Consider the following 23,389-nt stretch of genomic DNA (forward strand, 5'->3'; position numbering starts at 1 on the left):
AAAGAGAAACCACTACTTAGCTTCGCCCGGGCAGCCTGCCCAGCAATCGTTCACCGCGCACGGTGAAAGCGCGCAGCAACGCCTGACGGCCGGATTCGAGGTAATCCAGACGAAGCTCCAAGTCCGCGGCCGGCAGGGCGCCGGCGCCGCGTTCGGGCCATTCCACCAAGACCAGCGCCGCCGGATCGGCCAACGCGTCCAGGCCCAGCCATTCCAGCTCGCCCGGATCGGCGATCCGGTAGAGATCCAGATGCCAGGCCAGACGGTCCCGCGCGGCGTAGCCTTCGACCAGGCTGTAGGTTGGGCTCTTGACCCGTTCATCCACACCCAGCGCCGTCAACAGGGCACGGGCGAAACTGGTTTTGCCGGCACCCAGCGGGCCGTGTAAATACAGCACCAGCCCCTCATCGAGCACACTCGCCAGTTGCACGGCCAACGCCGCCGTGGCAGCTTCATCCGGCAACGGCCACTCCCGTCCGAATTCGATGTGATCCACCCCGGCGTGCTCAGTCATGCGCACGCTCGCTACCCGCCACGCCATTGCCCAGCGCGCGCAATGGATCGAGCAGGTCGCTGGCCAGCAGGCCCCGCTCGCCCGATAGCGCAGCGCGATCCCCCGCGCGCGCGTGCAGGCTCACACCAAGACAGGCTGCCTGCCATGCGCTGCAGCCCTGAGCCAGCAAGGCCGCCACGATGCCGGTAAGCAGGTCGCCCATGCCACCGGATGCCATCCCGGGATTACCCCACGGACAGACGTCCAGACGTCCAGATGGATCGGCAACCAGGCTGCCGGCTCCCTTCAACACCACGACGGCGGCGTGGCGTTTTGCCAATTCCCGTGCGGCGGAAAAACGATCCTGCTCGACGACGGTCGTGGACACGCCGAGTAATCGTGCGGCTTCGCCCGGATGGGGCGTCAGTATCGTCGGCGCAATGAAACGGCGCGGTTCGCGCACCAATAGGTTAAGGCCGTCGGCATCGAGTACCAGCGGCTTGTTGGCATCCAGCGCGGTCAGCCACAACGCATGCCCCCAGGCGCCCTGCCCCAGGCCCGGGCCGAGCGCCAGCACGCTGGCACGCTCGAGCATCGGCGCCAGTGTCTGCGGACCATCGACCCCACGCACCATCAGTTCCGGGCGCGCGGTGTTCAAGGCAAAAACGTGTTCGGCACGCGTCGCCACGCTGACCAGGCCAGCGCCGGTGCGCAACGCGGACTCACCAGCCAGCCGCGCCGCGCCGGCCATGCCATGCTCGCCGCCTATCACCAGTACATGGCCGTAATCGCCTTTGTTGGCGTAGCGCGCCCGCGGCGGCAGCGCTTCGGCGAGCACTAGTTGCGCATCGGGCGGAGCATCCATGTACACACTGTCAGGCACGCCCAGCGTCGCCAGTTCGATCATGCCCACTTGATCGACAGCGCGTCCGGTATGCAGCCCGCGCTTGCCGGCGATGAAGGTCACCGTCACATCCGCGCGAACCGCTGCGCCGGGACAATGGCCACTATCGGTGTCCAGTCCGCTGGGCACGTCCAACGCCAGCACGGGCTGTCCGCTGAGGTTGATCTGTTCGATCAGCCGACTCGCTGCTGTGTCGGGAGCACGGTTGAGACCGATGCCATACAACGCATCCACATGCAGCTCCACCTCGGGCAACTCACCTTCCGCATCCCACAGCAGCACCCGGCCGCCGTTCGCTTGCCACGCCTCGCGTGCCACGGCCGCTTCACCGCGCGAGGAGGATGTCAGCGCCACCAGTTCGACCCGCAGTCCTGCCTCGCGCGCCAGCACGCCGAGCAGAAAACCGTCGCCACCATTGTTTCCCGGTCCGCAATGGATGCAGATATGTCGCACCGACGGCCAGTGCCGACGCAAGCTGTTGAGCGCGGCGCTGGCGGCACGCCGCATCAGCTCCTGACCGGAAATACCCAACGCCGACCGTGCGGCCTGCTCCATGGCATGCAGTTGCTCGACGGTATGGAGATCACGGCTGTAGGGATGGGCAGGCATGCGTGAATTATAGGCATGGGCCGCCTTTACAATAGGCGGATGTCCAGCACCGACATCCATCCCGCTCCCGATTACGCCAGCCTCGCCCGCGACATCAAACGCTGGGCGAGCGAGCTTGGCTTTGCCGAGGCCGGCATCAGCGGCACCGATCTCGGCGAGGACGAGCAGCACCTGGAACGCTGGCTTGCGCACGGGCACCACGGCGACATGGAATACATGGCCCGGCACGGCAGCAAGCGCACCCGCCCGGCCGAGCTGGAACCGGGCACGCGACGGGTGATTTCGGTACGCATGGACTACATCCCACCGGGCACCGCCAACGCCTGGAGCGTGCTGCAGGATCCCGAATCCGGCTACGTTTCGCGTTACGCGCTGGGCCGCGACTACCACAAGCTCATGCGCAGCCGGCTGCAGAAACTGGCCGAACGCATCCACGACGTGGTCGGCGACTTCGGTTACCGCGCCTATGTGGATTCTGCCCCGGTGCTGGAAAAGGCACTGGCACGCAATGCGGGACTGGGCTGGATCGGCAAGCACACCGTGTTGATCAATCGCAGGGCTGGCTCCTACTTCTTCCTCGGCGAGCTCTACACCGACCTGCCGTTGCCGGTGGATGAACCCGCCAGCGCGCATTGCGGCAGCTGCAGCCGCTGCATCGAGATCTGCCCGACGCAGGCGATCGTGGGGCCCTACCAGCTGGATGCAAAACGCTGCATTTCCTATCTCACGATCGAGTTGAAGGGCAGCATTCCGGAAGAATTCCGCACACCGATCGGCAACCGCATCTTCGGTTGCGACGACTGCCAGCTCATATGCCCGTGGAACAAGTTCGCACAGGAAACCACCGAACCGGATTTCGCGCCGCGCCACCGTCTGGACGGTGCCAAGCTAATCGAACTGTTTGGCTGGAGCGAGGAAGAGTTCCTCAAGCGCACCGAAGGCATGGCGATCCGCCGCACCGGCTACGAAGGCTGGTTGCGGAACATCGCGGTGGCACTGGGCAATGCGCCGCCATCAGAGCTGGCTCGTCAAGCGCTCGATGCACGCGCCGACCACGCTTCGGCGATCTTGCGCGAACATGTGGCCTGGGCGTTGGCGAAACAGCAGCGCTGAACGCGAACGCGACAACTCAGGCAGCGGCCATCTGCTTGGGAATCGAACGGTTGGTGTGCGAGATGCCGTTCTTCGCATCGGCATAGACCAGGGTCGGCTCGAATTTCTCAAGCTCCGCTTCGCTCAACTGCGCGAAGGCGGCGATGATGAGGAGATCGCCGGCCTGGGCGCTGCGCGCTGCGCTGCCATTGACCGAAATGATGCCCGAACCCTCTTCGGCACGCAGTGCGTAGGTGACGAAGCGCTGGCCGCTGTTGACGTTCCAGGCGTGGATCTGTTCGTACTCGCGGATGCCGGAGGCGTCCAGCAGCAGGCCGTCGATGGCAATCGAGCCTTCGTAGTGCAGCTCGGCGTGGGTCACCGTGACGCGATGGATCTTGGCCTTGAGCATGTTCAGGTGCATGACGTTCTTCCGGCAGGGGCTCTGCAAAGTCGACGATTATCGAACCGATGACGCTGCACCGCAACATCATCGACATCGGCCCCGATATGCGGGCGCCTCAATCGAACAGCAAGTTGTCGATCAGGCGGGTACCGCCCAGGCGGGCGGCAACCAGGGCAATCAGGCCATCGCGCTGGCCCGGGACGGGTTCAGCCAGGTCCTCGATACGGCGGATCACCACGTAATCGGGGACAAAACCGGCACGCACCAGGCGCGCGGCCGCCGTCTGCTCAAGCGCCTGCCACGGATGCCCCTGGTCGAGCAGTTCGCGCATCTTCTGCAGGGTGTCGTGAATCAACGGGGCGCGCGTGCGCTCTTCGGTGCTCAGGTACTGGTTGCGCGAACTCAATGCCAGGCCGTCGTCGGCGCGCAGGATGGGCGCGGCCATGACTTTGATCGGCAGCGACAGGTCGCGCACCATCCGTTCGATCACTTTCAGCTGCTGGAAGTCCTTCTGGCCGAACACCGCCACGTCGGGTTGTACCAGGTTGAACAGTTTGCAGACCACCGTGGCCATGCCATCGAAGTGGCCCGGTCGATGCGCACCTTCCAGCGTATCGGTGATCTGCGGCACGCGCACGCTGACACTGTGTTCGGGGCCGAACGGATACATCGTTGCCACGTCGGGCGCAAACAGCAGATCGCAATCCTGCTCGGCCAACGCCGCCTGATCCTGCACCAGGGTGCGCGGATAGCGCTCGAAATCCTCGTTCGGACCGAACTGGGTCGGGTTGACGAATACGCTGGCAACGACCCGCTCGGTGCGTGCCCGCGCCAGCTTGATCAGCGATTGGTGACCTGCATGCAGGTTGCCCATGGTCGGCACGAAGCCCACAGTCTGGCCCTTGCTGCGCCAGCCGCGGATGGCGGCGCGCAAGGCGGGGGCGTCTTGGACGGTTTGCATGCTGTGTCGACTCGTTGATCAGTTGAAACAATGTTCGGGTGCGGGGAACGCGCCGCTGCGCACATCCTCGGCATAGGCGGCAATCGCCGCGCCCACAGAATCGCGCCCCGCCAGGAAATCCTTGCTGAACTTGGGTCGCTTGCCTGGCGTGATGCCGAGCATGTCGTGGATCACCAGCACCTGGCCGTCGCAATGCGGGCCGGCGCCGATGCCGATCACCGGGATGTTCAGCGCCGCGGTCACGCGCTGGCCAAGCTCGACCGGCACACCTTCCATGACCAGCAGGTTCGCGCCCGCCGCCTGCACGGCCAATGCATCGGCCAGCACCCGATCCGCCGCCGCCTGCTCGCGGCCCTGGATGCGGAATCCGCCGAACTTGTGCACCGACTGCGGCGTGAGGCCCAGATGTGCACAAACCGGGATCGCCCGCACAGTCAAGGCAGCGATCGCTTCGAGGATATGCGGTGCCCCGCCTTCGATCTTCACCATCGCGGCGCCTGCTTCGCCGACCAGTCTCGCGCCAGCTTCCAGCGTATGCGCGACATCGCGATCGGCCATGAACGGCAGGTCCGCCACCAGCAGTGTCGCCGACAGTCCACGCGCCACGGCAGCGGTGTGATAGACCATGTGATCGAGCGTCACCGGCAGCGTGCTGCGATGTCCCTGCACCACCATGCCGAGCGAATCGCCGACCAGCGCGATATCCACACCGGCCGCCTCCAGTTGCCAGGCGAAGCTGGCGTCATAAGCGGTGAGCATCACGATGCGCTGTCCCTGCGCCTTCATCGCAAGCAGGCCGGGCACGGTCACTGGCTTGCGGTCGGGGACGCTGGCGTTCTGCACGTACACGGCAATTCCTGGAGTGGGAGGTGGGCGTCGATTATCCGGCACGCCACCAGGAGTTCAAGGCAGTCTTTCGCAACCGGCAAGATCGAGCATGCCAAGTCGTTCGGCCACCGTATGCTGGTCAGGCAGCCGCAACGTTGGCGCAATGTCATGCAACGGCAGCAGCACGAACGCGCGTTCGGCCATGCGCGGGTGTGGCAGGGTCAGCCGGGCATCATCGAGTTGCACGCCGTCGACGTGGAGCAGATCCAGGTCAAGCACGCGCGGTCCGTTGCGCTCGCCACGCACGCGGCCGGCGCGTTGCTCGATGATCAGCAAGGCGTCCAGCAAGGCGTGCGGCGACAGGCCGGTGTCCAGCTCGACCGCGGCATTGATGAAGGGTGGCTGTTCCAGCACGCCCCATGGCGGCGTGCGGTATAACCGCGAACGCCGCAGCAAGCGGGTGTCGGCAAGGCTGGCCAGCGCGTCCATCGCAGCGAGCAGTTGTTGTTGCGGATCGCCGAGGTTGCTGCCCAGCGCGACGTAAGCCAGCGTCACACGGAGTCCGATTTGCCCGGTTTGCGTCGACGCCTTCGTGGGCGCGGCGGCCGCGCCGCCACCGGTGCAGCTACATGGGGTTCGGCCGCACCGCCGCCGGCAGGCAACGCCGCCGCCAGCACGTCCTGTGGCAATTGCTGTGCATGTGCCCACCATTGACCCAGCTCGCGCATGGCTGGCGATTCGTCCGCACGCAACAACAGAAAGTCGAACGCAGCGCGAAAACGCGGATGGGTCATCAGGCGGAATACCCGCTTGCGCTGGATCTGCTCGAACCGTGGCTGGAGCGACCAGATCTCTTCCATGGTGAAGGTGAAGCGGCGCGGGATCGCCACGCGCTGGCATTGCTCGCCAACCACCTGGGCCGCGGCGCGTGCCCAAGCCTCGTTGCTGTCCTGGCCGCGGGCGATCCAGTGGTGCGCCACATCGCGCACCTCGCCCCACAGCAATACCGCAAACAGGAACGCGGGAGTCACCGACTTGCCTTCGGCAATGCGCGCATCGGTGTTCGCCAGGCCATGTTCGACCAGCGATCGCAGCGCCTCGTCACCGCGTTTGAGCGCACGCGCGGTGGCGGGGAACAGGAACTTCAGCAGGCCGCATTGCTCCAGCATGCGGAAACTTTTCAGCCCGTTGCCGCTGAGGAACATTTTCAGCGATTCGTCGAACAGTCTTGCCGGCGCCGCGTCGGCCAGCAGCGGACCAAGCGATTCGAACGGCGCCATGGCCGCCGTGTCGATGCGCATGTCCAGCTTCGCAGCCAGACGCGCCGCGCGCAGCATGCGCACCGGATCCTCGTGGTAGCGGACGTCCGGATCGCCGATCAGCCGCAGTACGCGATCGTGCAGGTCGCGCATGCCGCCAACATAGTCGCGCACGGAGAAGTCGCTGATGTCGTAGTACATCGCGTTGACGCGGAAATCGCGGCGGATCGCGTCCTCTTCGATGGTGCCCCAGATGTTGTCGCGCACGATGCGACCGTCGACGATGTGGCGGTCACCCTCGCCACCCTCCTCGCCAAGGCCGCGGAAAGTCGCCACCTCGATGATCTCCGGACCAAACACCACGTGGGCCAGGCGGAAGCGGCGGCCGATCAGGCGGCAATTGCGGAACAGCTTCTTCACCTCGTCCGGAGTGGCGCTGGTGGCAACGTCGAAATCCTTCGGCTGCAAGCCCAACAGCAGGTCGCGTACCGCTCCGCCGACCAGGTACGCCGTGTAACCGGCTTCGTTCAGGCGATACAGCACCCGCAAGGCGGCCTTGCTGATGTTCCTGCGGGAGATGATGTGCTGGTCGCGCGGAATGATCCGCAGCGCGGGCGTGAGGTCGGTCCTTGATTCGGGATTCAAGCGGTCGAAATCCTTGCGGGGCGATGCCGCCCTTGGTTGTTGAATATCGCGATGCGCGGCACCGCGAACCGCTCCACAGCACGCATGATGCACGACCGGCGGAGCATGCCTCGCGAGGTGCAGGCCGATGCATGCCAAGCCATTGCCGCGCGAAACAATTCCGTTATACTAGCGCGCCTCGCAGCATAACGCTCCCTTCGTCTAGTGGCCTAGGACACTGCCCTCTCAAGGCGGGAACACGAGTTCGAGTCTCGTAGGGAGCACCATCTGCCTTTGCCATCGTTCGTGATTGCCGTTATCCGGAAGGGTCTCGATAACCGCATCTGCCGGCCAGTGGCCAGACCAAAAGCGGGCACCATGGCCGCACTCTTCACAAGAGCCTCTCGACCGCCACCTTACAGGTGAATTGCTTTCATGACTTTCGTCGTCATCGACAACTGCATCAAGTGCAAATACACCGATTGCGTTGAGGTCTGCCCGGTCGACGCCTTCCACGAAGGCCCCAATTTTCTGGTGATCGATCCGGACGAGTGCATCGATTGCACCCTGTGCGAGCCGGAGTGCCCGATCAACGCGATTTATCCGGAAGACGACGTGCCTGCAGGCCAGGAAGCCTTCGTGGTGCTCAATGCCGAGCTGGCCAAGGGCTGGCCAGTGATCACCGAGCGCAAGGACAGCCCGACCGACGCCAAGGACTGGGAAGGCAAGCCGGACAAGCTTTCGCTGCTGGAACGTTGAATCTCTCGCTACATGCAAAAAAACGCCGCCCCTGAGGCGGCGTTTTTTATGCGACGAGGCCGCGAAGGATCAGCCTCCGAGACTCGATTTCAACGTGTCGATCAGCTTGGCCACTGCCGCGGCATCGCCTTGGGCACGCACCTCGCTGGCATTCGCGCCACTGCTGTTGATGCTGACCTGCACCTGATGCGACGCACCGCCCGCGGCGCGATCGGAAACGTCCTTGTGACGACCGAACATGCGGCCGAAGAAACCTCTCTTCTTCTGCTTGGCCATCGCGTCGGAAACGTTCAGCGTATAGCTGTGCGTGGCATCGTCGTGACCGGCCAGCTGACCCAGGTTGCCGCCCTCCAGCACCTTGCCCACGCGCTGGTAGGTGTTGTCGACGTTGTCGGCCACCACAAAACCATCGGTGATCTGGCCAGCGGCACTGGCAACGCTCGCCGTCGCGCCATTGGCCGTCGGCTGGTTCGCACCCGGCGGCGGGATCACCAACGCTTCACTGGTCGAAGGCCGATCGAGGTTCGGCGGAATCTCGAGCGGCGACTCCTGCTTGGCGGTATCCCACGCCTTGTGCGAGCGAAACGCGCCGCATCCGGTGAGCAGCAGGCCGCTGAGAGCCACGGCCGGCAAGGCCAGGAGGAGCGAGGTTTTCTTCATGTAATCAGATTCCGTGAGTAAGTCAGGCAACCGTCAACCGGCCGCAGTCGTCAAGGATGCCAGACTGGACAGCGCTTGGTGCAATCGAGCGCGATCCGGACCGTCGTTCAGTTCCACCAGTGGCAGCCTGGGCAAGGCCAATCCCAGCCCCAACGCCAGCAGCCCGGCCTTGACCGCCATCGGGTTCGGCGCGCAGTCGAGCGCCTGCACCAGGGGTTCAAGCGCCGCATGACACCGTTCGGTTGCCGCCCTGTCACCTGCCGTGGCCGCATCGCATAGATCACGAAAGGCCCGCGGCACCAGGTTGGCCACCACTGAAATGGTGCCAGCGGCGCCGGCCAGCATGGCTTCGCCAGCACTTCCGTCGTCGCCGGACAGATAGACGAAATCCGTGCGCACAAGTTCCGCCAGCGCACAAATCCGTTCGCGATCACCGCGCGCCTCCTTGATTCCGACGATCCCCGGATGATCGCGCAGGCCAGCCACGGTCTCCGGCAACAGATCGCAGCCGGTGCGGGTCGGCACGTTGTACAGCAACACCGGCAGACCGCCATGGTCGGCCACTTCGAGGAAATGCCGGCGCAGGCCATCCTGTGTAGGACGCACGTAATACGGCACCACCACCAGCGCCGCATCGGCGCCCAGTGCCTGGGCACGGCGAGTCATCGCCACCGTCTTGGCGGTACCCGCCTCGCCGGTACCGGCAATCACCGGCACTCGCCCAGCCACGTGGCTGACCGCGAACGCCAGCAGACGATCGAATTCGGCGTGCTCCAGCATGTGCGCTTCGCCGGTGGAACCGGCCACCACCAACGCCTGCGTGCCACCGGCCAGCTGATGGTCGAGCAACCGGCCGAACGCGGCCAGATCGAGTCCGCCATCGACCGTAAATGGAGTAGCCAGCGCGCAGATGCTACCGCGAATGTTCAAGACTCGATTCCGCTACAAGGCAAGCCTCGCATGTTACTTGCCGCCTTGCGAGGCGGGCAAGTAAGCTCGAACAGAGTAGTCTCGTGATTCCGCACCGCGCGGCTGACATCGTCCACAGGCAGACCCTTTTGAAACCTTCTTCCGGATCATCCTCTTCCGTGTCAGCGCGCCCAGGCAACGACAACCAGTTGCTGATCCAGGCGCTCACCCCGGCGAGCAAGTCGCCGTTGCTGGCGCTGGCCAGACGCGTCGCCGATGCCGGTTGCAACCTGTCCGAATCGCGCGTCTCGACGATAGGTACGGAAATCTCGCTGATGCTGTTGGCCAGTGGCGCATGGGATGCGCTGGCCAAGCTCGAAACCGCGCTGACCAAACTGGCCCGCGACGAGAGTCTGCGGCTGGTGCACTACCGCACGGGATTGCGCGAAAACAGCTCGCACCTGCTGCCGTATCTGGTGGAGGTAGTGGCGGCCGACCGGCCGGGCATCGTGGTGCGGATCGTGGAGTTCTTCACCCAGCACGGGATCAGCGTGGAACAACTGAACTCGACGCGTTACCAGGCCATGCAGACCGGTGCGGAGATGTTCCAGGCCCAGTTCACCATCGGCATCCCGGCGGAGATACATATTGCCGCGCTGCGCGATGACTTCCTGGAGTTGTGCGACGGCCTGAATCTGGACGCCATCATGGACCCCGTGAAGTTCTGAGCATCGCGCGATCCCTGTCATCTGACAAGGACTGTTTTCTGCTGCCCCGCCCGCGCTAGTCTGTGCCCGTGAACTGCCGGAGGGTCGTTGCATTGCAACCAGCGTGTCGATTCATGCCCCATTGCCCCGGACGCACGCAAGCGTCCCGTCGGCTCCGCCACGGCGCAACGCTTCCCGGCCACTTCACCAACCCCTTTTCCATTCACGATCGTGGCGTGGTACCGCCGCGCAGGATCCCTCATGCCTGATATCGGCAAGAAACCACCTCCGCTGAAAGGCCTCACCGGCGATGGCACCGAACTGAAACTCACCGACCTCAAGGGCCAGTGGGTCGTGGTGTATTTCTATCCCAAGGACAGCACCCCGGGCTGCACCAACGAAGCGAAGGATTTCCGCGACCTCTATCCGGCTTTCCGGCGAAGCCATGCGCAAGTCATCGGCGTGTCACGCGATTCGGTGAAATCGCATGCAAACTTTGCGGCGAAGCAGGAACTGCCGTTTCCGCTGGTATCCGACCCTGATGAAACCTGGTGCAGCGCATTTGATGTGATCCACGAAAAAGTCCTTTACGGAAAGCGCCACATGGGAATCGTGCGCAGCACCTTTCTGATCGATCCCGAGGGAAAGCTGGCCTGCGAATGGCGCGGCGTAAAAGTAACGGGCCACGCCCAGATCGTGCTCGACGCCATCGCCGCCCAGTGACCCCGCCGCCGTTCATCATTCTCCCCCGTGCCCTGCGCCAACGCGTGGCCTTCACCGGCCGTGCGTTTTCATCCCTTCATCCACCCACCAGCGAGGACACTTCCGCATGACCGGAAGCAAGCGCATCTACGCTCTCGACACCAACGTCCTGCTGCATGACCCGACATCGCTGTTCCGCTTCGAGGAACACGACGTCTTCATCCCGATGACCGTGCTGGAGGAACTGGACGAAAAAAAGAAGGGCGCCTCGGAAGTCTCGCGCAACGGCCGTCAGGTCAGCCGCTTCCTCAACGAACTGATCGAGCTGGGCAAGCAGCACGACCTCGCCGACGGACTGGAGCTGAGCAATCCGCAAGGCATCAAGCTCAAGCGCGGCGCGTCCGTCGGCCGCCTGTATTTCCAGCATCGCACCAGCAGCAACGGCCACGCCAAGGCGGACAACCAGATCCTGGCGGCGGTGATCGAACTGCGCGACCAGAACCCCGAACGCAACGTGATCCTGGTCACCAAGGACATCAACCTGCGGATCAAGGCGAGCATCAATGGGCTCGTCGCCGAGGACTATGAGAACGACCGCGCGCTCGACGATTTCGCCCTGCTCTATACCGGCTCTGCGGAACTGCCGGAAGATTTCTGGGACCAGCACCCGGAAGTAAAGTCGTGGACCGAGCGCGGGCGCACCTTCTATCAGGTGGATCGCCGCGAGCAGGACGCCTGGTATCCCAACGAATGCCTGTTCCTGCCCGGCGAGAACGCGGTCGAATTGCGCGTGCTTCACCTCGACGAAACCAGCGCCACCCTGGTGCTGCTGGACGATCACTCGCACGCCAACCATCACGTGTGGGGCATCGGCGCGCGCAACCGCGAACAGAATTTCGCGCTCAACGCCCTGATGGATCCGGATGTCGATTTCGTCACCCTGCTCGGCAACGCCGGCACCGGCAAGACCCTGCTGGCGCTGGCCGCCGGCCTGGCGCAGGTGATGGATCAGCAGCGCTACCGCGAGATCATCATGACCCGCGCCACCGTCTCGGTCGGTGAGGACATCGGCTTCCTGCCCGGTACCGAAGAAGAAAAGATGACGCCATGGATGGGCGCACTGACCGACAACCTCGAGGTGCTGGCCAACCCCGAGGACGGCGGTAGCTGGGGTCGCCAGGCCACCAACGACCTGCTCGCCTCGCGCATCAAGATCCGTTCGCTCAACTTCATGCGCGGGCGTACCTTCCTGTCGCGTTACCTGATCATCGACGAGGCGCAGAACCTCACCCCGAAGCAGATGAAAACCCTGGTCACTCGGGCCGGCCCCGGCACCAAGATCGTCTGCCTCGGCAACGTCGAGCAGATCGACACGCCCTATCTCACCGAGACCACCTCCGGCCTCACCTATGCGGTCGATCGTTTCAAGAACTGGGAGCACTCGGCACACATCACGCTGCGTCGTGGCGAACGTTCGCGGCTGGCGGACTTCGCGGCGGAAACGTTGTAAGTACGCACAATGCCTACACTGTGGGAGCGGCTTCTGCCGCGACGGAGCGAATCGCGACTGAAGCCGCTCCCACATCCAGCCGAACTACCTGCATGCCAGCCTCGACGCCTCCTCAGATCGCCCTCACCATCGCCGGCTCCGACTCGGGAGGCGGCGCGGGCATCCAGGCTGATCTGAAGACTTTCCATGCGCTCGGGGTGCACGGGCTTACTGCAATCACCGCCATCACCTCGCAGAACACCCGCGGGGTCAGCGCCGTGCATGCGGTGCCACAGGCGCACATCCGCAGCCAGATCGCCGCACTATTCGACGATTTCCCGATCGCCGCGGTGAAGACCGGCATGCTCGGCAGTGCCTCCATCACCCGCCTGGTCGCACGTGAAATGGCTGCGCGCAAACCGGCGTGGCTGGTGGTCGACCCGGTGATGATCGCCACCAGCGGCGCACGCCTGCTGGACGAGGCCGCGATCGACGTGCTGCTCGGTGAATTGGTTCCGCTGACGGACATTCTCACGCCCAACCTGCCCGAAGCCGAGGCACTGCTTGGTTGCCGCATCCGGACATCCGCGCAGTGCGACAAGGCCGGTGCCGCGTTGCTCGCACTCGGCGCAGGTGGCGTGCTGCTCAAGGGCGGTCACGCCGATGGCAGCGACGTCGTCGATCGTTATTACGACGCCCGTGGCGTACTGGAACTGCGCCACCCACGGCTGCCACTGGAAGGTCACGGCACCGGCTGCACGCTGGCCGCAGCGATCGCCGCGGAACTGGCACGTGGCCGTACGGCAAGATCGGCGGTGCGACGCGCGGTGGCGTATGTGCATCGGGCGCTGCAGCGTGCCCATCGGCCGGGCGGCGGCGATGTCCACGTCCTGCGACACTGAACGGGTTATCTGGGCAAACCGTTGCCCACATGCAAACGAGTAGAATGGCAGCCTGATCGCACTGCCATGGTTGTGTCCGTCGAATGATCCTCGCTCCCCGCCTCGTCCTGCTGGCCCTGTTCGCGTTCTTCGCGCTGTGCGTGTTGCTGGTGCATTTGCGTGGCCGCGTGCGGCTGCGTTTCGATCGCCAGCTGGTCGATCACTCGGCGATCTTCGCGCCTTACAACCTGTTGATGTACGCATTCTCCGCGGTGCCGGCAAAACCCATCCTCGATCGTCGCGGCTTTCCGCAGCTGGACCTGCTGCAGGCAAACTGGCAGGTGATTCGCGACGAGGCAAACCACTTGTTCGACGAGGGTTACATCCGCGCCGCCGCGAAGAACGACGACGCCAGTTTCAACAGCTTCTTCAAACAGGGCTGGAAGCGTTTCTACCTGAAGTGGTACGGCGAGCCGCTGGCCTCGGCCGAGACGCTGTGCCCGCAGACAGTGGCCTTGCTGAAGTCGATTCCCAGTGTGAAGGCAGCGATGTTCGCGCTGCTGCCACCGGGCTCCAAGCTCAATCCACATCGCGACCCGTTCGCCGGATCGCTGCGCTACCACCTGGGCCTGATCACGCCGAACTCGCGCAGCTGCCGCATCTTCGTCGATGGCGAGGAACACGCCTGGGGCGATGGCAAGGACGTGGTATTCGACGAAACCTATGTGCACTGGGCCGAGAACACCAGCGGACAGACAAGGGTGATCCTGTTTGCCGACATCGAGCGGCCGTTGCGCACGCGCTGGATGAACGCGATCAATCATCGGGTTGGCGTGTTCATGGGCAAGATCACCGCCTCGCCCAACACCGAAGGCGAAGCGGAGAAAACCGGCTTCGTGAACCGCCTGTTCGCGCTCAGCCAGCGTCGCAAGGGCGCCGGCCACCGCTTCAAGGTGGCGTTCAAGAGCCGCAACAAGAAACTCTACAAAGCCTGCAAGTACGTCGGCATCCTGCTGCTGATCTGGCTGATCTTTCTGGCGCCCTGGCCGATCTTCCGCTGAGCGGTCACGTTCGGCCCCACTCGTGCGTCCTGGTAACGTCCTTTCCCCGGAGCGTCCCATGGATCCGCAAACCGCCCTGTTCCAGCAACACCGCCAGCGTCTGTTCGGCCTGGCCTACCGCATGCTCGGTACGCCCACCGATGCGGAGGACGTATTGCACGACGCATGGCTGCGCTGGCATGCGCAGGACGTCGGCGCGCTGGACGATCCGGAGGCATGGCTGGTCACAGTCACCACGCGCATTGCGCTTGATCGCCTGCGCCGCGCCAAGACCGAGCGCGCACACTATTCCGGGCCGTGGCTGCCGGAGCCGCTGACCGTCGATGCCGATCAACCCGAGGCACAGCTGGAACGCGCCGAAAGCCTGACGCTCACCTTCCTGTTGCTGCTGGAGCGGCTGAGCGCCGAGGAACGCGCCGCCTTTCTGTTGCGCGAGGTGTTCGACTATAGCCACGCCGAGACGGCCGCCATGCTCGACATCAGCGAGGATGCCTGCCGCCAGCGCGTGCACCGGGCCAAGCAGCGATTGCGCGAAGACCGGCCGCGCCAGCCACTGCCGGATAGCGGCACGCAACGCCGCTTGCTCGAACGCTTCGCGCAGGCACTGCAGCAGCCCGATATACCCACGTTGCGTGCGCTGTTCGCCGAGGATGCCATGGGCGTTTCCGACGGCGGTGGCCTGGCCCGGGCCATCCTGCATCCGCTGCACGGAGCCGAGCGGCTGGCCCGGCTGTATATGCAGGTCGGCCTGCAGCAGCAGCGCTACGGCGTGCACCATGAGATCCGCCAGCTCAACGGCACCCCAGCCTTGCTCAGCTGGCATGGCGACACGCTGATCTCGGCCAGCTGGATCGACGACGACGGCGACCGCATCACCGCGGTGCACGCGTTGCGCCACCCCGGCAAACTCGCCCGGCTGGCAGCTGTCACGAAATCGACGACGCCCACGTCCTTGCACTGAACGGCCCATCCTGGCCGCACCGTACAAGGAGAACCCCATGCCCCGTTTCAACGTCAACAAACGCCTCGACGCCGTGAAGCCACTATTCGCCCTGGCCGAATACGTCAAGAATTCCGACCTCGAACAAAGCCTTATCGAACTGGTGCTGATGCGCGTCTCGCAGCTCAACGGCTGCGCCTACTGCCTGGACATGCACAGCAAGGACGCCCGCGCGGCCGGCGAAACCGAGCAACGGTTGTACGTATTGCAGGCCTGGCGCGAGGCGCCGTTCTACAGCGCTCGCGAGCGTGCCGCGCTGGCCTGGGGCGAGGCGGTGACCCGGCTCGACCCGATCCATGGTGTGCCGGACGAGGTCTACGAACAGGCACGCGCCGAGTTCAGCGAAGAGCAGCTGATCGACCTCAACATGGCGATCATCCTGATCAACAGCTGGAATCGCATCGCCATCCCGTCGAAGGCGGATGTAGGCAGCTACAAGCCGCCGAAACACTGACGCTCCAGGCCATGGCCTCGATCAGGCTTTATCGCCACCCGGACTGCGCGAAGTGTGCACGCTTTGCGCGATGGCATCGTCGGCTGGACTGGCTGGGCCGTTTCGAGGATTCCACGGGCGTCTCGCCCGTGGGTACCTTACGCCCGGGCGAGGTCGTGGTGCAGGACCTGCGCAGCGGCACGACCTTGCGCGGCGCTGCCGGATTCGCCCTGCTGTGCCGACAAATACCGGCCTACTGGCCACTGCTGCCCGCCCTGCGGATTCCTGCCGTTCGCCGCCGCATCGAACGCGAGTTCGGTGGTTGCGGCGGCGGTCGTTGCGACATGCATTGACGTCCGATCCCGGCGGATCGCACCTGCGCCGCCCTTCGCCGCCGTACGATTCCGCCGGATCGGACGATGCCCGACGCCACTTCGCCGATGCTGGCCGCCCCGACAAACCCGGATCAGGCGGACCACCATGCGCTTTCTGAAAATCTCTCTGCTCGCCCTGCTCGTCCTCGTCATCGCTACCGCGGCCTGGATCGGCCTCGTTGGCAACGACCTCATCCGCACCGCCACGAACTCGGCCAGTCATTCGCTGTGTGCGAGTGCGTTCCTCGCCCGGATCGATCCGGACCGCACGTTCGGGGAAGAACAGTTGCCGCTCATGGGCGCCGTCGGCCGCGCGATCCATTACGACGTGGACCGTCGCCGGCGCGAAGTGCGCACCACGTTCCTGGGCGGTTTTGCCGCACGCGCCGTGTTCCGCGACGGCCTGGGCTGCCTGCTCGCGCACGGGGATGGCCCGGTGCCCGAGGCCGCCGGCTTCCAGCCGGATGTCATCGCCGGCGGCTTTGCACAGACGCAAGTGGTCGAGGCAACCGACCGGGCCATCCGCAAGGCGCTCGACCAGGCGTTCGCCGAACCCGACCCCGCGCACCCGCGCCTGACCAAGGCCGTGGTGGTGCTGCACGACGGCAAGCTGATCGCCGAGCGCTACGCGCCGGGCTACGGACCGGACACGCCGATCTACGCCCACTCGCTGACCAAATCGGTGGTCAACGCGCTGATCGGCATCCTGGTTCGCCAAGGCAAATTGCAGCTGGACCAGCCCGCGCCGATCGCCGCCTGGCGTTCACCGTCGGATCCGCACCACGCCGTCACCCTCGACCAGTTGCTGCGCATGGACAGCGGCCTGCCGTTCGACGAAACCGCCGGCGCGCTCAGCCCGATGGCGCACATGCTGTTCCTGGAATCGGACATGGCCGGCTATGCGGCGGCGATGCCGCTCGCCCATCCGCCAGGCACCGTCTGGGGCTACAGCAACTTCAGCTATCTGCTGCTTGGTCGGGTGGTCCGCGATGCGGCCGGCGGCAACGCGGTGGATGCCGAACGCTTCGCGCGTCGCGAACTGTTCGGGCCGCTGGGCATGCGCGACACGGTCATCGAGACCGACGCCACCGGTACACCCGTCGGTGCCAGCAACGTCTACGCCTCGGCCCGCGACTTCGCCCGCTTCGGCCAGCTCTATCTCGACGATGGTGTGGTCGACGGTCGGCGCATCCTGCCCGAAGGCTGGGTCGCCTACAGCCACTCGCAGACGCTGAAGACCGGCTATGGCGCCGGCTTCTGGACCAACCTCGTGAGTGAGGGCAGCGTACCGGTGTGGGATGCGCCCTGGGGGATGCCACGGCTGCCGAAGGACATGTACTACGCCCGCGGCGCGTTCGGGCAATACGTGGTGATCGTGCCTTCCGAACATCTGGTGGTGGTGCGCATGGGCATCTCGCTCGACTACGGCACCGGCACGGAGGACATGATTGTCGCGATCATCGATGCCCTGCACCACCAGCCAAGGGATCGGCCCGCCGTCGCCGCAGCTACGAGGTGAGGTTTGCCGATTTCCGATAGCTGCTCGGGGTTTCGCCGACCTGCCGTTTGAAAGCCGCATTGAACGTGGACTTCGAAGTGAAGCCGCAGTCGTAGGCGATGTCGAGGATGGTGCGCGCGTCCGCAGGGTCGGCAAGATGCGCGCGCACCGCCTCGACACGCAGGCGGTTGATGTAGTCCCAGAAGGTGCCGCCGAAGCGCCGGTTGATTACCGTCGACACCAGGTATTCGGGATAGCCGCTGCGCTTCGCCGTCTGGCCGATGGTGAGCGCCGGTTCGCGATATAGCGCTTCCTCGCCCTGCATCAGCTGCGACAGGCGCGCCTCCACCGCGGGAAAGCGCGCATCGTCGATATCGGCCGACGCTTCACTTGCTCCATTTGCATCAGGCACCTCCGGTTCGTTCACCACCGGCGGCTGATTCAGGCTGAACCAGCCGACCACGCACACCCAGGCGGCGATGGCACCGAACAGCAGGCGATAGTCAATGCCGGGCAGCGTCGCCAGCCATTGCATCATCGCGATGATCCAGATGACGACCTGGCAGCCGGCCATGACGTCGACCCAGCGCAACGACATGCGGTCGGCATCCGATCGACGCTCACGCAGGTGACGGCGATAGCGGTGCACACGCACCAGTGCCGCCGCCACGTAGGACAGACTGTAGGCGAACAGCGGAACGTCGAACCACGAGCCGATGGTTTTTTCGCCGGCCACCCAGCGCGAAGACAACGACTGCATCTGCGCGTCGTTCATCAGCAGGACGTGCGCGTTCAATACCAGCATCACGCCGAAACCGAGCAGGTGGATGCCGTCGCGCAAACGGAACCTGCGCGCATCGACCAGCGCACGGACATAGATGAAGAACAGGCTGCCGTAGAGAAACGGGAACAGCGCCACGAAGCGATAGGCCCTGAACCATTCCGGCAGCAGCGTATCCCAGTACACCGCCTTGACCGCCAGGTCCAGGCCAGTCAGCGCCACCCACACCGCCAGCACGCGGTTCGCCTCGGGATTGACCGACCGCCGCCACAGCGCCAGTGCCAGCAGCGCGGCCTGCAGCGCCGCGGCGATATACACAAAGACCCAGATCGCGTAGGCGTGGTTACTGCTGGCTTCTGGCATCGAGGGACTCATCAAGCGACAACGTGATGGAAAATCCTAACGGTTCAGCCCCCTTGGATCCAATGAAAAAGCCGCGGCAGGACCGCGGCTTTTCATGGCGACACCAACCGGACTCAGGCAGCCAGGTGGCGCACGATCGCATCGGCGAAGCTGTCGGTCGTGCCTTTGCCACCGATATCCGGCGTTACGCTGGCACGGTCGTCGGTCATGGTGGTGCGGATCGCCTGGCGCAGCTGGTCACCCTTGGCCATCATGTCCAGGTAATCGAGCATGTCGGCGGCAGCCAGCAACACTGCGCATGGATTGGCGATGCCCTTGCCGGCGATGTCCGGTGCCGAGCCATGCACGGCCTCGAAGATCGCCGCCGTGGTACCGATATTGTCGCCCGGTGCCAGACCCAGTCCGCCGACCAGGCCGGCGCACAAATCGGACAGGATGTCGCCGAAAAGATTGGTGGTGACGATCACGTCGAACTGCTCGGGCTTCATCACCAGCTGCATGCAGGTGTTGTCCACGATCATCTCGTTGAATTCGATCTGCGGGTATTCCTTGGCAATCTCGCGCGCCACGTTGAGGAACAGGCCCGAGCTGGTCTTGAGGATATTCGCCTTGTGCACGGCGGTGACTTTCTTGCGGCCCTTCTTCACCGCCAGCTCGAACGCGTAGCGCACGATCCGGCTGCTGCCCTTGCGCGTGTTGCGCGCAACCGACTCGGCGATCTCGCCGTCGGCCGACAGGGTCTGACCCTCGGAGCGGTAGGCACCTTCGGTGTTCTCGCGCACGGTGATGATGTCGATGTTCTCGTAGCGCGACTTGGTGCCCGGGAAGCTCACCGCCGGACGCACGTTCGCGTACAAATCGAAGTGCCGACGCAGCGTTACGTTGACCGAGGTGAAGCCATCGCCGATCGGCGTGGTCAGCGGGCCCTTCAGTGCCACCTTGTGTTCGGCGATCTTGTCCAGCGTGGCCTGCGGCAACAGCTCGCCATGTTTTTCCAGCGCGACCATGCCGGCGTCGACCATTTCATAGCTGAGGCCGCAATCAAGCGCATCGAGTACGCGCAGCGTGGCACTCATGATCTCCGGGCCGATGCCATCGCCCGGGATCACGGCTATTGTCTTGCTCATGGGGAAACTCCTTGAACGGAACTGACGAGCGGCACCTGCAGAGGGGGAACGGGCAGGTGTCGAAACCGGTCAATTATCGCCGATAGAGTGCGGTGCGAACAGTGCGGGAGGCGCGCAAGGCGTTGGAAATACTCGCACGCAGCGTTGCAAAAAGCCGCAGACAGCCGACGTTGTGGGCGAATGTCAGCGGCTTCGTCGCCGCAACCTGTCTGTTCAGGCGTGATCGGCGCAGGCCGTTGCGTCGGTACCGTCGACGCCAGATTCAAGCTGGTCGAGCAGATCCACCGCTCGGCGCAAGTGCGGAATCACGATCGATCCGCCCACCACCAGCCCCACGCTGAACACTTCGAAGAATTCGTCACGCTGTACACCCGCCTCCTTGCACTGGGCCACGTGATAGCTGATGCAGTCGTCGCAGCGCAGCACCATCGAGGCGACCAGGCCAAGCATCTCCTTGGTCTTCACATCCAGGGCGCCGGCCTTGTAGGTCTGCGTGTCCAGCGCAAAGAAGCGCCGCACGACCTGGTTGTCCTCGGCCAGGATGCGTTCGTTCATGCGCTGGCGGAACGCAGTGAATTCGGCAAGCTTGTCGCTCATGCGCCCTGCTCCAGCAGTTCGGCCAGCTTGCCGCTGCGATCGGCCGCGACCAGATCGTCGAAACCGCCCACAAGCTGGTCGTTGATGAAGATCTGCGGCACCGTGCGGCGACCGCCGCTGCGGGCCAGCATGGCGTCACGCTGCACCGGGTCGGTGTCGATACGCACTTCGCTCCACTCCAGTCCCTTGGACTTGAGCAGGTTCTTGGCCGCCACGCAGTACGGGCACACTGCCGTGGAATAGACCTCGATCTTGGACATCACAACGCTCCGCAACTTGGGGAAAGACCACCATCAAATGGGGCCGCGACGCCACCAGCTCAAGCAGCGGTTTCGCCGCAGGCCGGGCGGCGAACCACCGCCACGGTGCTATTGTCTCTCACCTTATGAGCAGCGCACCACGACGATTTGCCCCACGCCTGCTGACAGCGCTGATCGGCGCAGGTCTGGCCTTTGCCGCGGGCGCGCAACAGGATGTCCGGCTGCCCGACCTTGGCAGCTCGGCGAACGCCCTGATCTCGCCGCAGGAGGCGCAGGATTACGGCGCCTCGATGCTGCGCCAGATGCGCGCGCTGGACATGGTGGTGGACGACCCGTTGCTGGACGACTACATCAACGACCTCGGCTACCGGCTGGCCGCCAGCAGCGACAAGCCGAAGGATCACTTTGCGTTCTTCGTCGTGAAGGATCCCGAGATCAATGCCTTCGCCGCACCCGGTGGCTATATCGCGGTGAATTCCGGGCTGATCGCGATCACCCAGAATGAAAGCGAACTGGCCGGTGTGATCGCGCACGAGATCGGCCACATCACGCAAAACCACTTGCAGCGCGCCTTCGAGGACTCGAAGAAGGACGCGCCACTGTTGGCGCTGGTTCTGTTGGGCGCCATCGCCGCGGGAGCCGGCGGCCATGGCGGCGACGCGCCGATGGCCGTACTGGCCGGTGGCCAGGGCCTGCTGGCACAGAAATCGATCAATTTCACCCGCAAGGACGAGATCGAAGCCGATCGCGTCGGCATCCAGACACTGGCCAACGCAGGCTTCGACCCGAACGCGATGGCGAACTTCTTCCAGCGCATGGAAGACGCCATGAGTGCCGGCGCCGGTGGAGAGGACGTCCCGGCCTTGTTGCAGACCCACCCGGTCACGACCATGCGCATCAGCGATGCCAAGGCACGCGCCAGCGCCTTGGTCGCTGCGCAGAAACTGCGTCCGTCCGGCACCGCGATGGATCGGCTGCAATGGGAGAAAAGCACCGCGCCGATCGCCTTCGTGAAGGATCCCAGCACCCTTGTCGCCACGCCAAGGGGCGGGAGCCTGGGCACCTATGCACTCATGCGTGAACGCGTACGCGTGCTCGCTGGCGATGCACCCAAGCTGGCTACTTATTACAACTCCAACCTGCAGACCCGGCACGGTTTCGACACACCCGCCAACCGGTACGGCTATGCACTGGCACTGACCCGCAGCGGCCGTGGCGCGCAGGCGATCGAGCAACTGCAGCCGTTGCTGCGATCGTCGCCGGAAAATCTGATCCTGAAGCTGGCGCTGGCCGATGCGCAGCTGCAAGCCGGTCAACAGGCCGACGCGCTGGCCATCTACAGCGCGCTCAACACCCAATCCCCGCGCAACCGGGCAGTAGCACTCGCCTACGCCAAGGCGCTCACCAACAAGGGCGGCAAGGATCAGGCCCACGTCGCCGCCAACCTGTTGCGACCGCTGCTGGACGACGCCAGCGAACCGGATATCTACAGCACCTACGCCCGCGCGAGCGACAAGGCTGGCGACAGCGTGCGTGCCGGTGAAGCGTTTGCCGACGCCAGCTATTACTCCGGCCGTCCGTTCGATGCGATGGAACAATTGAAGCGACTGCTCAAGCGCGACGATCTGGACTACTACGCGCGGGTACGCATACAGGCGCGCATCACCGAACTGACGCCGCTGGTACTGGAGCTGCACAAACGCAAGATCCAGACCGAGGACAATCCGGACGGCCGGCAACAGTGGCAGTCGAGCGGCGACTGCGGCGGCCGCTGGTGCTTCGGTCTGGGCGCCGCGCCGGACGCCGTCACACAACCGTGATCGAGGCCTCTGTCACATGGTCCTTGTCATCGACGCGTAACATTCATGCGTTGCAATATCCCCGTCACAAGCCACTGGCGGACCCAAGGCGTGCACAAACGCATTCTGATCGTTGAAGACGAAACCTCGATTCGCGAGATGATCGCTTTTGCCCTGCGCAAGGCGGGCATGGACGCGATGCAGGCGGCCGATGCCCGGGCTGCCCAGCTGGCGATCGCCGAACAGGTGCCCGACCTGATCCTGCTCGACTGGATGCTGCCCGGAACCAGCGGGCTGGATCTGGCCCGCCGCCTGCGCAAGGAGGAGCTGAGCCACGAAATCCCGATCATCATGCTCACCGCCCGCGGCGAAGAAATGGACCGCGTGAACGGGCTCGAAGCCGGTGTCGACGACTACGTGGTCAAACCGTTTTCCACCCGCGAGCTGGTGGCGCGGATCAAGGCCGTGCTGCGGCGCAGCCAGGGCGACGACGGTTCTGGCGTGGTGGAAATGGGTGGCCTGCGCATCGACGGCCCGGCGCACCGGGTGTTCGCCGGCGACGACCCGGTGGCGATCGGGCCGACCGAATATCGCCTGCTGTACTTCTTCATGACCCACCCCGAACGCGTCTATTCACGCACGCAGCTGCTTGACCACGTGTGGGGCGGCAGCGTCTACGTGGAGGAACGCACGGTCGACGTACATATCCGCCGCCTGCGCAAGACGCTGGAGCCGTGGAAGCTGGACGAGCTGGTGCAGACTGTGCGCGGCACCGGCTACCGTTTCTCCGCCAGCATCTGATTCCGGCCAGCG

26 protein-coding genes and 1 tRNA gene are annotated in these 23,389 nt (G+C 64.6%); 14 read left to right on the plus strand and 13 right to left on the minus strand.

Annotated features, from left to right (window positions below):
• Nucleotides 1-16: 16 nt before the first annotated feature.
• Nucleotides 17-514 (minus strand): tRNA (adenosine(37)-N6)-threonylcarbamoyltransferase complex ATPase subunit type 1 TsaE, encoded by a 498-nt coding sequence (gene tsaE, locus ACPPVV_RS12460; protein WP_426700209.1) that lies wholly within the window; start codon nucleotides 512-514, stop codon nucleotides 17-19.
• Complete coding sequence (locus ACPPVV_RS12465; protein ID WP_426700210.1) at nucleotides 507-2,006, minus strand: NAD(P)H-hydrate dehydratase; 1,500 nt, start codon at nucleotides 2,004-2,006, stop codon at nucleotides 507-509. Before ACPPVV_RS12465 ends, tsaE begins: the two co-directional genes overlap by 8 nt.
• A 15-nt stretch (nucleotides 2,007-2,021) precedes the next feature.
• Between ACPPVV_RS12465 and queG the strand changes: the two genes are divergently transcribed.
• On the plus strand, nucleotides 2,022-3,119 hold the full coding sequence (gene queG, locus ACPPVV_RS12470; protein ID WP_426700211.1) for a tRNA epoxyqueuosine(34) reductase QueG: 1,098 nt from the start codon (nucleotides 2,022-2,024) through the stop codon (nucleotides 3,117-3,119).
• 16 nt (nucleotides 3,120-3,135) lie between these two features.
• Here queG and panD read toward each other — a convergent pair whose 3' ends face one another.
• From panD to pcnB, 5 genes are all read right to left on the minus strand, one after another.
• The gene (panD, locus tag ACPPVV_RS12475) at nucleotides 3,136-3,522 is read right to left on the minus strand and encodes an aspartate 1-decarboxylase (RefSeq protein ID WP_426700212.1); all 387 of its coding nucleotides are present in this window, start codon (nucleotides 3,520-3,522) and stop codon (nucleotides 3,136-3,138) included.
• A gap of 97 nt (nucleotides 3,523-3,619) precedes the next feature.
• Complete coding sequence (gene panC, locus ACPPVV_RS12480) at nucleotides 3,620-4,465, minus strand: pantoate--beta-alanine ligase (RefSeq protein ID WP_426700213.1); 846 nt, start codon at nucleotides 4,463-4,465, stop codon at nucleotides 3,620-3,622.
• Between the two features lie 18 nt (nucleotides 4,466-4,483).
• The gene (gene panB / locus ACPPVV_RS12485) at nucleotides 4,484-5,314 is read right to left on the minus strand and encodes a 3-methyl-2-oxobutanoate hydroxymethyltransferase (protein ID WP_426700214.1); all 831 of its coding nucleotides are present in this window, start codon (nucleotides 5,312-5,314) and stop codon (nucleotides 4,484-4,486) included.
• 54 nt (nucleotides 5,315-5,368) lie between these two features.
• Nucleotides 5,369-5,848, minus strand: coding sequence for a 2-amino-4-hydroxy-6-hydroxymethyldihydropteridine diphosphokinase (gene folK / locus ACPPVV_RS12490; RefSeq protein ID WP_426700215.1), 480 nt, complete (start codon nucleotides 5,846-5,848; stop codon nucleotides 5,369-5,371).
• On the minus strand, nucleotides 5,845-7,197 hold the full coding sequence (gene pcnB, locus ACPPVV_RS12495; protein WP_426700216.1) for a polynucleotide adenylyltransferase PcnB: 1,353 nt from the start codon (nucleotides 7,195-7,197) through the stop codon (nucleotides 5,845-5,847). Before pcnB ends, folK begins: the two co-directional genes overlap by 4 nt.
• Nucleotides 7,198-7,387: 190 nt before the next feature.
• On the opposite strand from pcnB, the gene ACPPVV_RS12500 reads away from it, so the two are divergent.
• Nucleotides 7,388-7,463 (plus strand) — tRNA-Glu (locus tag ACPPVV_RS12500).
• A 148-nt stretch (nucleotides 7,464-7,611) separates the two neighbouring features.
• A complete protein-coding gene (fdxA, locus tag ACPPVV_RS12505; RefSeq protein WP_426700217.1) occupies nucleotides 7,612-7,935 on the plus strand; it encodes a ferredoxin FdxA in 324 nt (107 codons plus the stop codon).
• A 69-nt stretch (nucleotides 7,936-8,004) separates the two neighbouring features.
• Here the strand turns inward: fdxA and ACPPVV_RS12510 are convergent, their stop codons facing one another.
• Nucleotides 8,005-8,595 carry a hypothetical protein gene (locus ACPPVV_RS12510; RefSeq protein WP_426700218.1) on the minus strand — a complete coding sequence of 197 codons (591 nt, stop codon included), beginning with the start codon at nucleotides 8,593-8,595 and terminating at the stop codon, nucleotides 8,005-8,007.
• 33 nt (nucleotides 8,596-8,628) lie between these two features.
• Nucleotides 8,629-9,525 carry a 4-hydroxy-tetrahydrodipicolinate synthase gene (gene dapA, locus ACPPVV_RS12515; RefSeq protein WP_426700219.1) on the minus strand — a complete coding sequence of 299 codons (897 nt, stop codon included), beginning with the start codon at nucleotides 9,523-9,525 and terminating at the stop codon, nucleotides 8,629-8,631.
• A 128-nt stretch (nucleotides 9,526-9,653) separates the two neighbouring features.
• On the opposite strand from dapA, the gene ACPPVV_RS12520 reads away from it, so the two are divergent.
• From ACPPVV_RS12520 to ACPPVV_RS12560, 9 genes are all read left to right on the plus strand, one after another.
• A complete protein-coding gene (locus ACPPVV_RS12520) occupies nucleotides 9,654-10,232 on the plus strand; it encodes a glycine cleavage system protein R (protein ID WP_426700220.1) in 579 nt (192 codons plus the stop codon).
• Between the two features lie 240 nt (nucleotides 10,233-10,472).
• A complete protein-coding gene (locus ACPPVV_RS12525) occupies nucleotides 10,473-10,934 on the plus strand; it encodes a peroxiredoxin (protein WP_426703229.1) in 462 nt (153 codons plus the stop codon).
• Nucleotides 10,935-11,040: 106 nt separating this feature from the next.
• A complete protein-coding gene (locus ACPPVV_RS12530) occupies nucleotides 11,041-12,423 on the plus strand; it encodes a PhoH family protein (RefSeq protein WP_426700221.1) in 1,383 nt (460 codons plus the stop codon).
• A 92-nt stretch (nucleotides 12,424-12,515) separates the two neighbouring features.
• Nucleotides 12,516-13,304: a bifunctional hydroxymethylpyrimidine kinase/phosphomethylpyrimidine kinase gene (thiD, locus tag ACPPVV_RS12535; RefSeq protein WP_426700222.1), complete on the plus strand. Its 789-nt coding sequence runs from the start codon at nucleotides 12,516-12,518 to the stop codon at nucleotides 13,302-13,304.
• Nucleotides 13,305-13,387: 83 nt separating this feature from the next.
• Entirely contained in the window at nucleotides 13,388-14,344 is a 957-nt protein-coding gene (locus tag ACPPVV_RS12540) for an aspartyl/asparaginyl beta-hydroxylase domain-containing protein (protein WP_426700223.1), read from the plus strand.
• A gap of 58 nt (nucleotides 14,345-14,402) precedes the next feature.
• Complete coding sequence (locus tag ACPPVV_RS12545; RefSeq protein ID WP_426700224.1) at nucleotides 14,403-15,305, plus strand: sigma-70 family RNA polymerase sigma factor; 903 nt, start codon at nucleotides 14,403-14,405, stop codon at nucleotides 15,303-15,305.
• Between the two features lie 37 nt (nucleotides 15,306-15,342).
• A complete protein-coding gene (locus ACPPVV_RS12550) occupies nucleotides 15,343-15,798 on the plus strand; it encodes a carboxymuconolactone decarboxylase family protein (RefSeq protein WP_426700225.1) in 456 nt (151 codons plus the stop codon).
• Nucleotides 15,799-15,809: 11 nt separating this feature from the next.
• Nucleotides 15,810-16,130, plus strand: coding sequence for a hypothetical protein (locus tag ACPPVV_RS12555; protein ID WP_426700226.1), 321 nt, complete (start codon nucleotides 15,810-15,812; stop codon nucleotides 16,128-16,130).
• Between the two features lie 127 nt (nucleotides 16,131-16,257).
• Nucleotides 16,258-17,670, plus strand: a complete 1,413-nt coding sequence (locus tag ACPPVV_RS12560) for a serine hydrolase domain-containing protein (protein ID WP_426700227.1) — start codon at nucleotides 16,258-16,260, stop codon at nucleotides 17,668-17,670.
• Here ACPPVV_RS12560 and ACPPVV_RS12565 read toward each other — a convergent pair.
• From ACPPVV_RS12565 to grxC, 4 genes are all read right to left on the minus strand, one after another.
• The gene (locus tag ACPPVV_RS12565) at nucleotides 17,660-18,793 is read right to left on the minus strand and encodes a helix-turn-helix domain-containing protein (protein ID WP_426700228.1); all 1,134 of its coding nucleotides are present in this window, start codon (nucleotides 18,791-18,793) and stop codon (nucleotides 17,660-17,662) included. The two genes, ACPPVV_RS12560 and ACPPVV_RS12565, sit on opposite strands and share 11 nt — an antisense overlap.
• Nucleotides 18,794-18,906: 113 nt before the next feature.
• Nucleotides 18,907-19,920 carry an isocitrate dehydrogenase gene (locus ACPPVV_RS12570; RefSeq protein ID WP_426700229.1) on the minus strand — a complete coding sequence of 338 codons (1,014 nt, stop codon included), beginning with the start codon at nucleotides 19,918-19,920 and terminating at the stop codon, nucleotides 18,907-18,909.
• 213 nt (nucleotides 19,921-20,133) lie between these two features.
• Nucleotides 20,134-20,517: a carboxymuconolactone decarboxylase family protein gene (locus tag ACPPVV_RS12575; protein WP_426700230.1), complete on the minus strand. Its 384-nt coding sequence runs from the start codon at nucleotides 20,515-20,517 to the stop codon at nucleotides 20,134-20,136.
• Entirely contained in the window at nucleotides 20,514-20,777 is a 264-nt protein-coding gene (gene grxC, locus ACPPVV_RS12580) for a glutaredoxin 3 (protein WP_426700231.1), read from the minus strand. Before grxC ends, ACPPVV_RS12575 begins: the two co-directional genes overlap by 4 nt.
• Nucleotides 20,778-20,902: 125 nt before the next feature.
• On the opposite strand from grxC, the gene ACPPVV_RS12585 reads away from it, so the two are divergent.
• Complete coding sequence (locus tag ACPPVV_RS12585) at nucleotides 20,903-22,597, plus strand: M48 family metalloprotease (protein ID WP_426700232.1); 1,695 nt, start codon at nucleotides 20,903-20,905, stop codon at nucleotides 22,595-22,597.
• Nucleotides 22,598-22,687: 90 nt separating this feature from the next.
• Nucleotides 22,688-23,377, plus strand: coding sequence for a phosphate regulon transcriptional regulator PhoB (gene phoB, locus ACPPVV_RS12590; protein WP_426700233.1), 690 nt, complete (start codon nucleotides 22,688-22,690; stop codon nucleotides 23,375-23,377).
• The last annotated feature ends 12 nt before the right edge of the window (nucleotides 23,378-23,389 follow it).

Origin of the sequence: Rhodanobacter sp. Col0626 (genome assembly GCF_049994385.1) — a bacterium.
Classification (GTDB): domain Bacteria; phylum Pseudomonadota; class Gammaproteobacteria; order Xanthomonadales; family Rhodanobacteraceae; genus Rhodanobacter.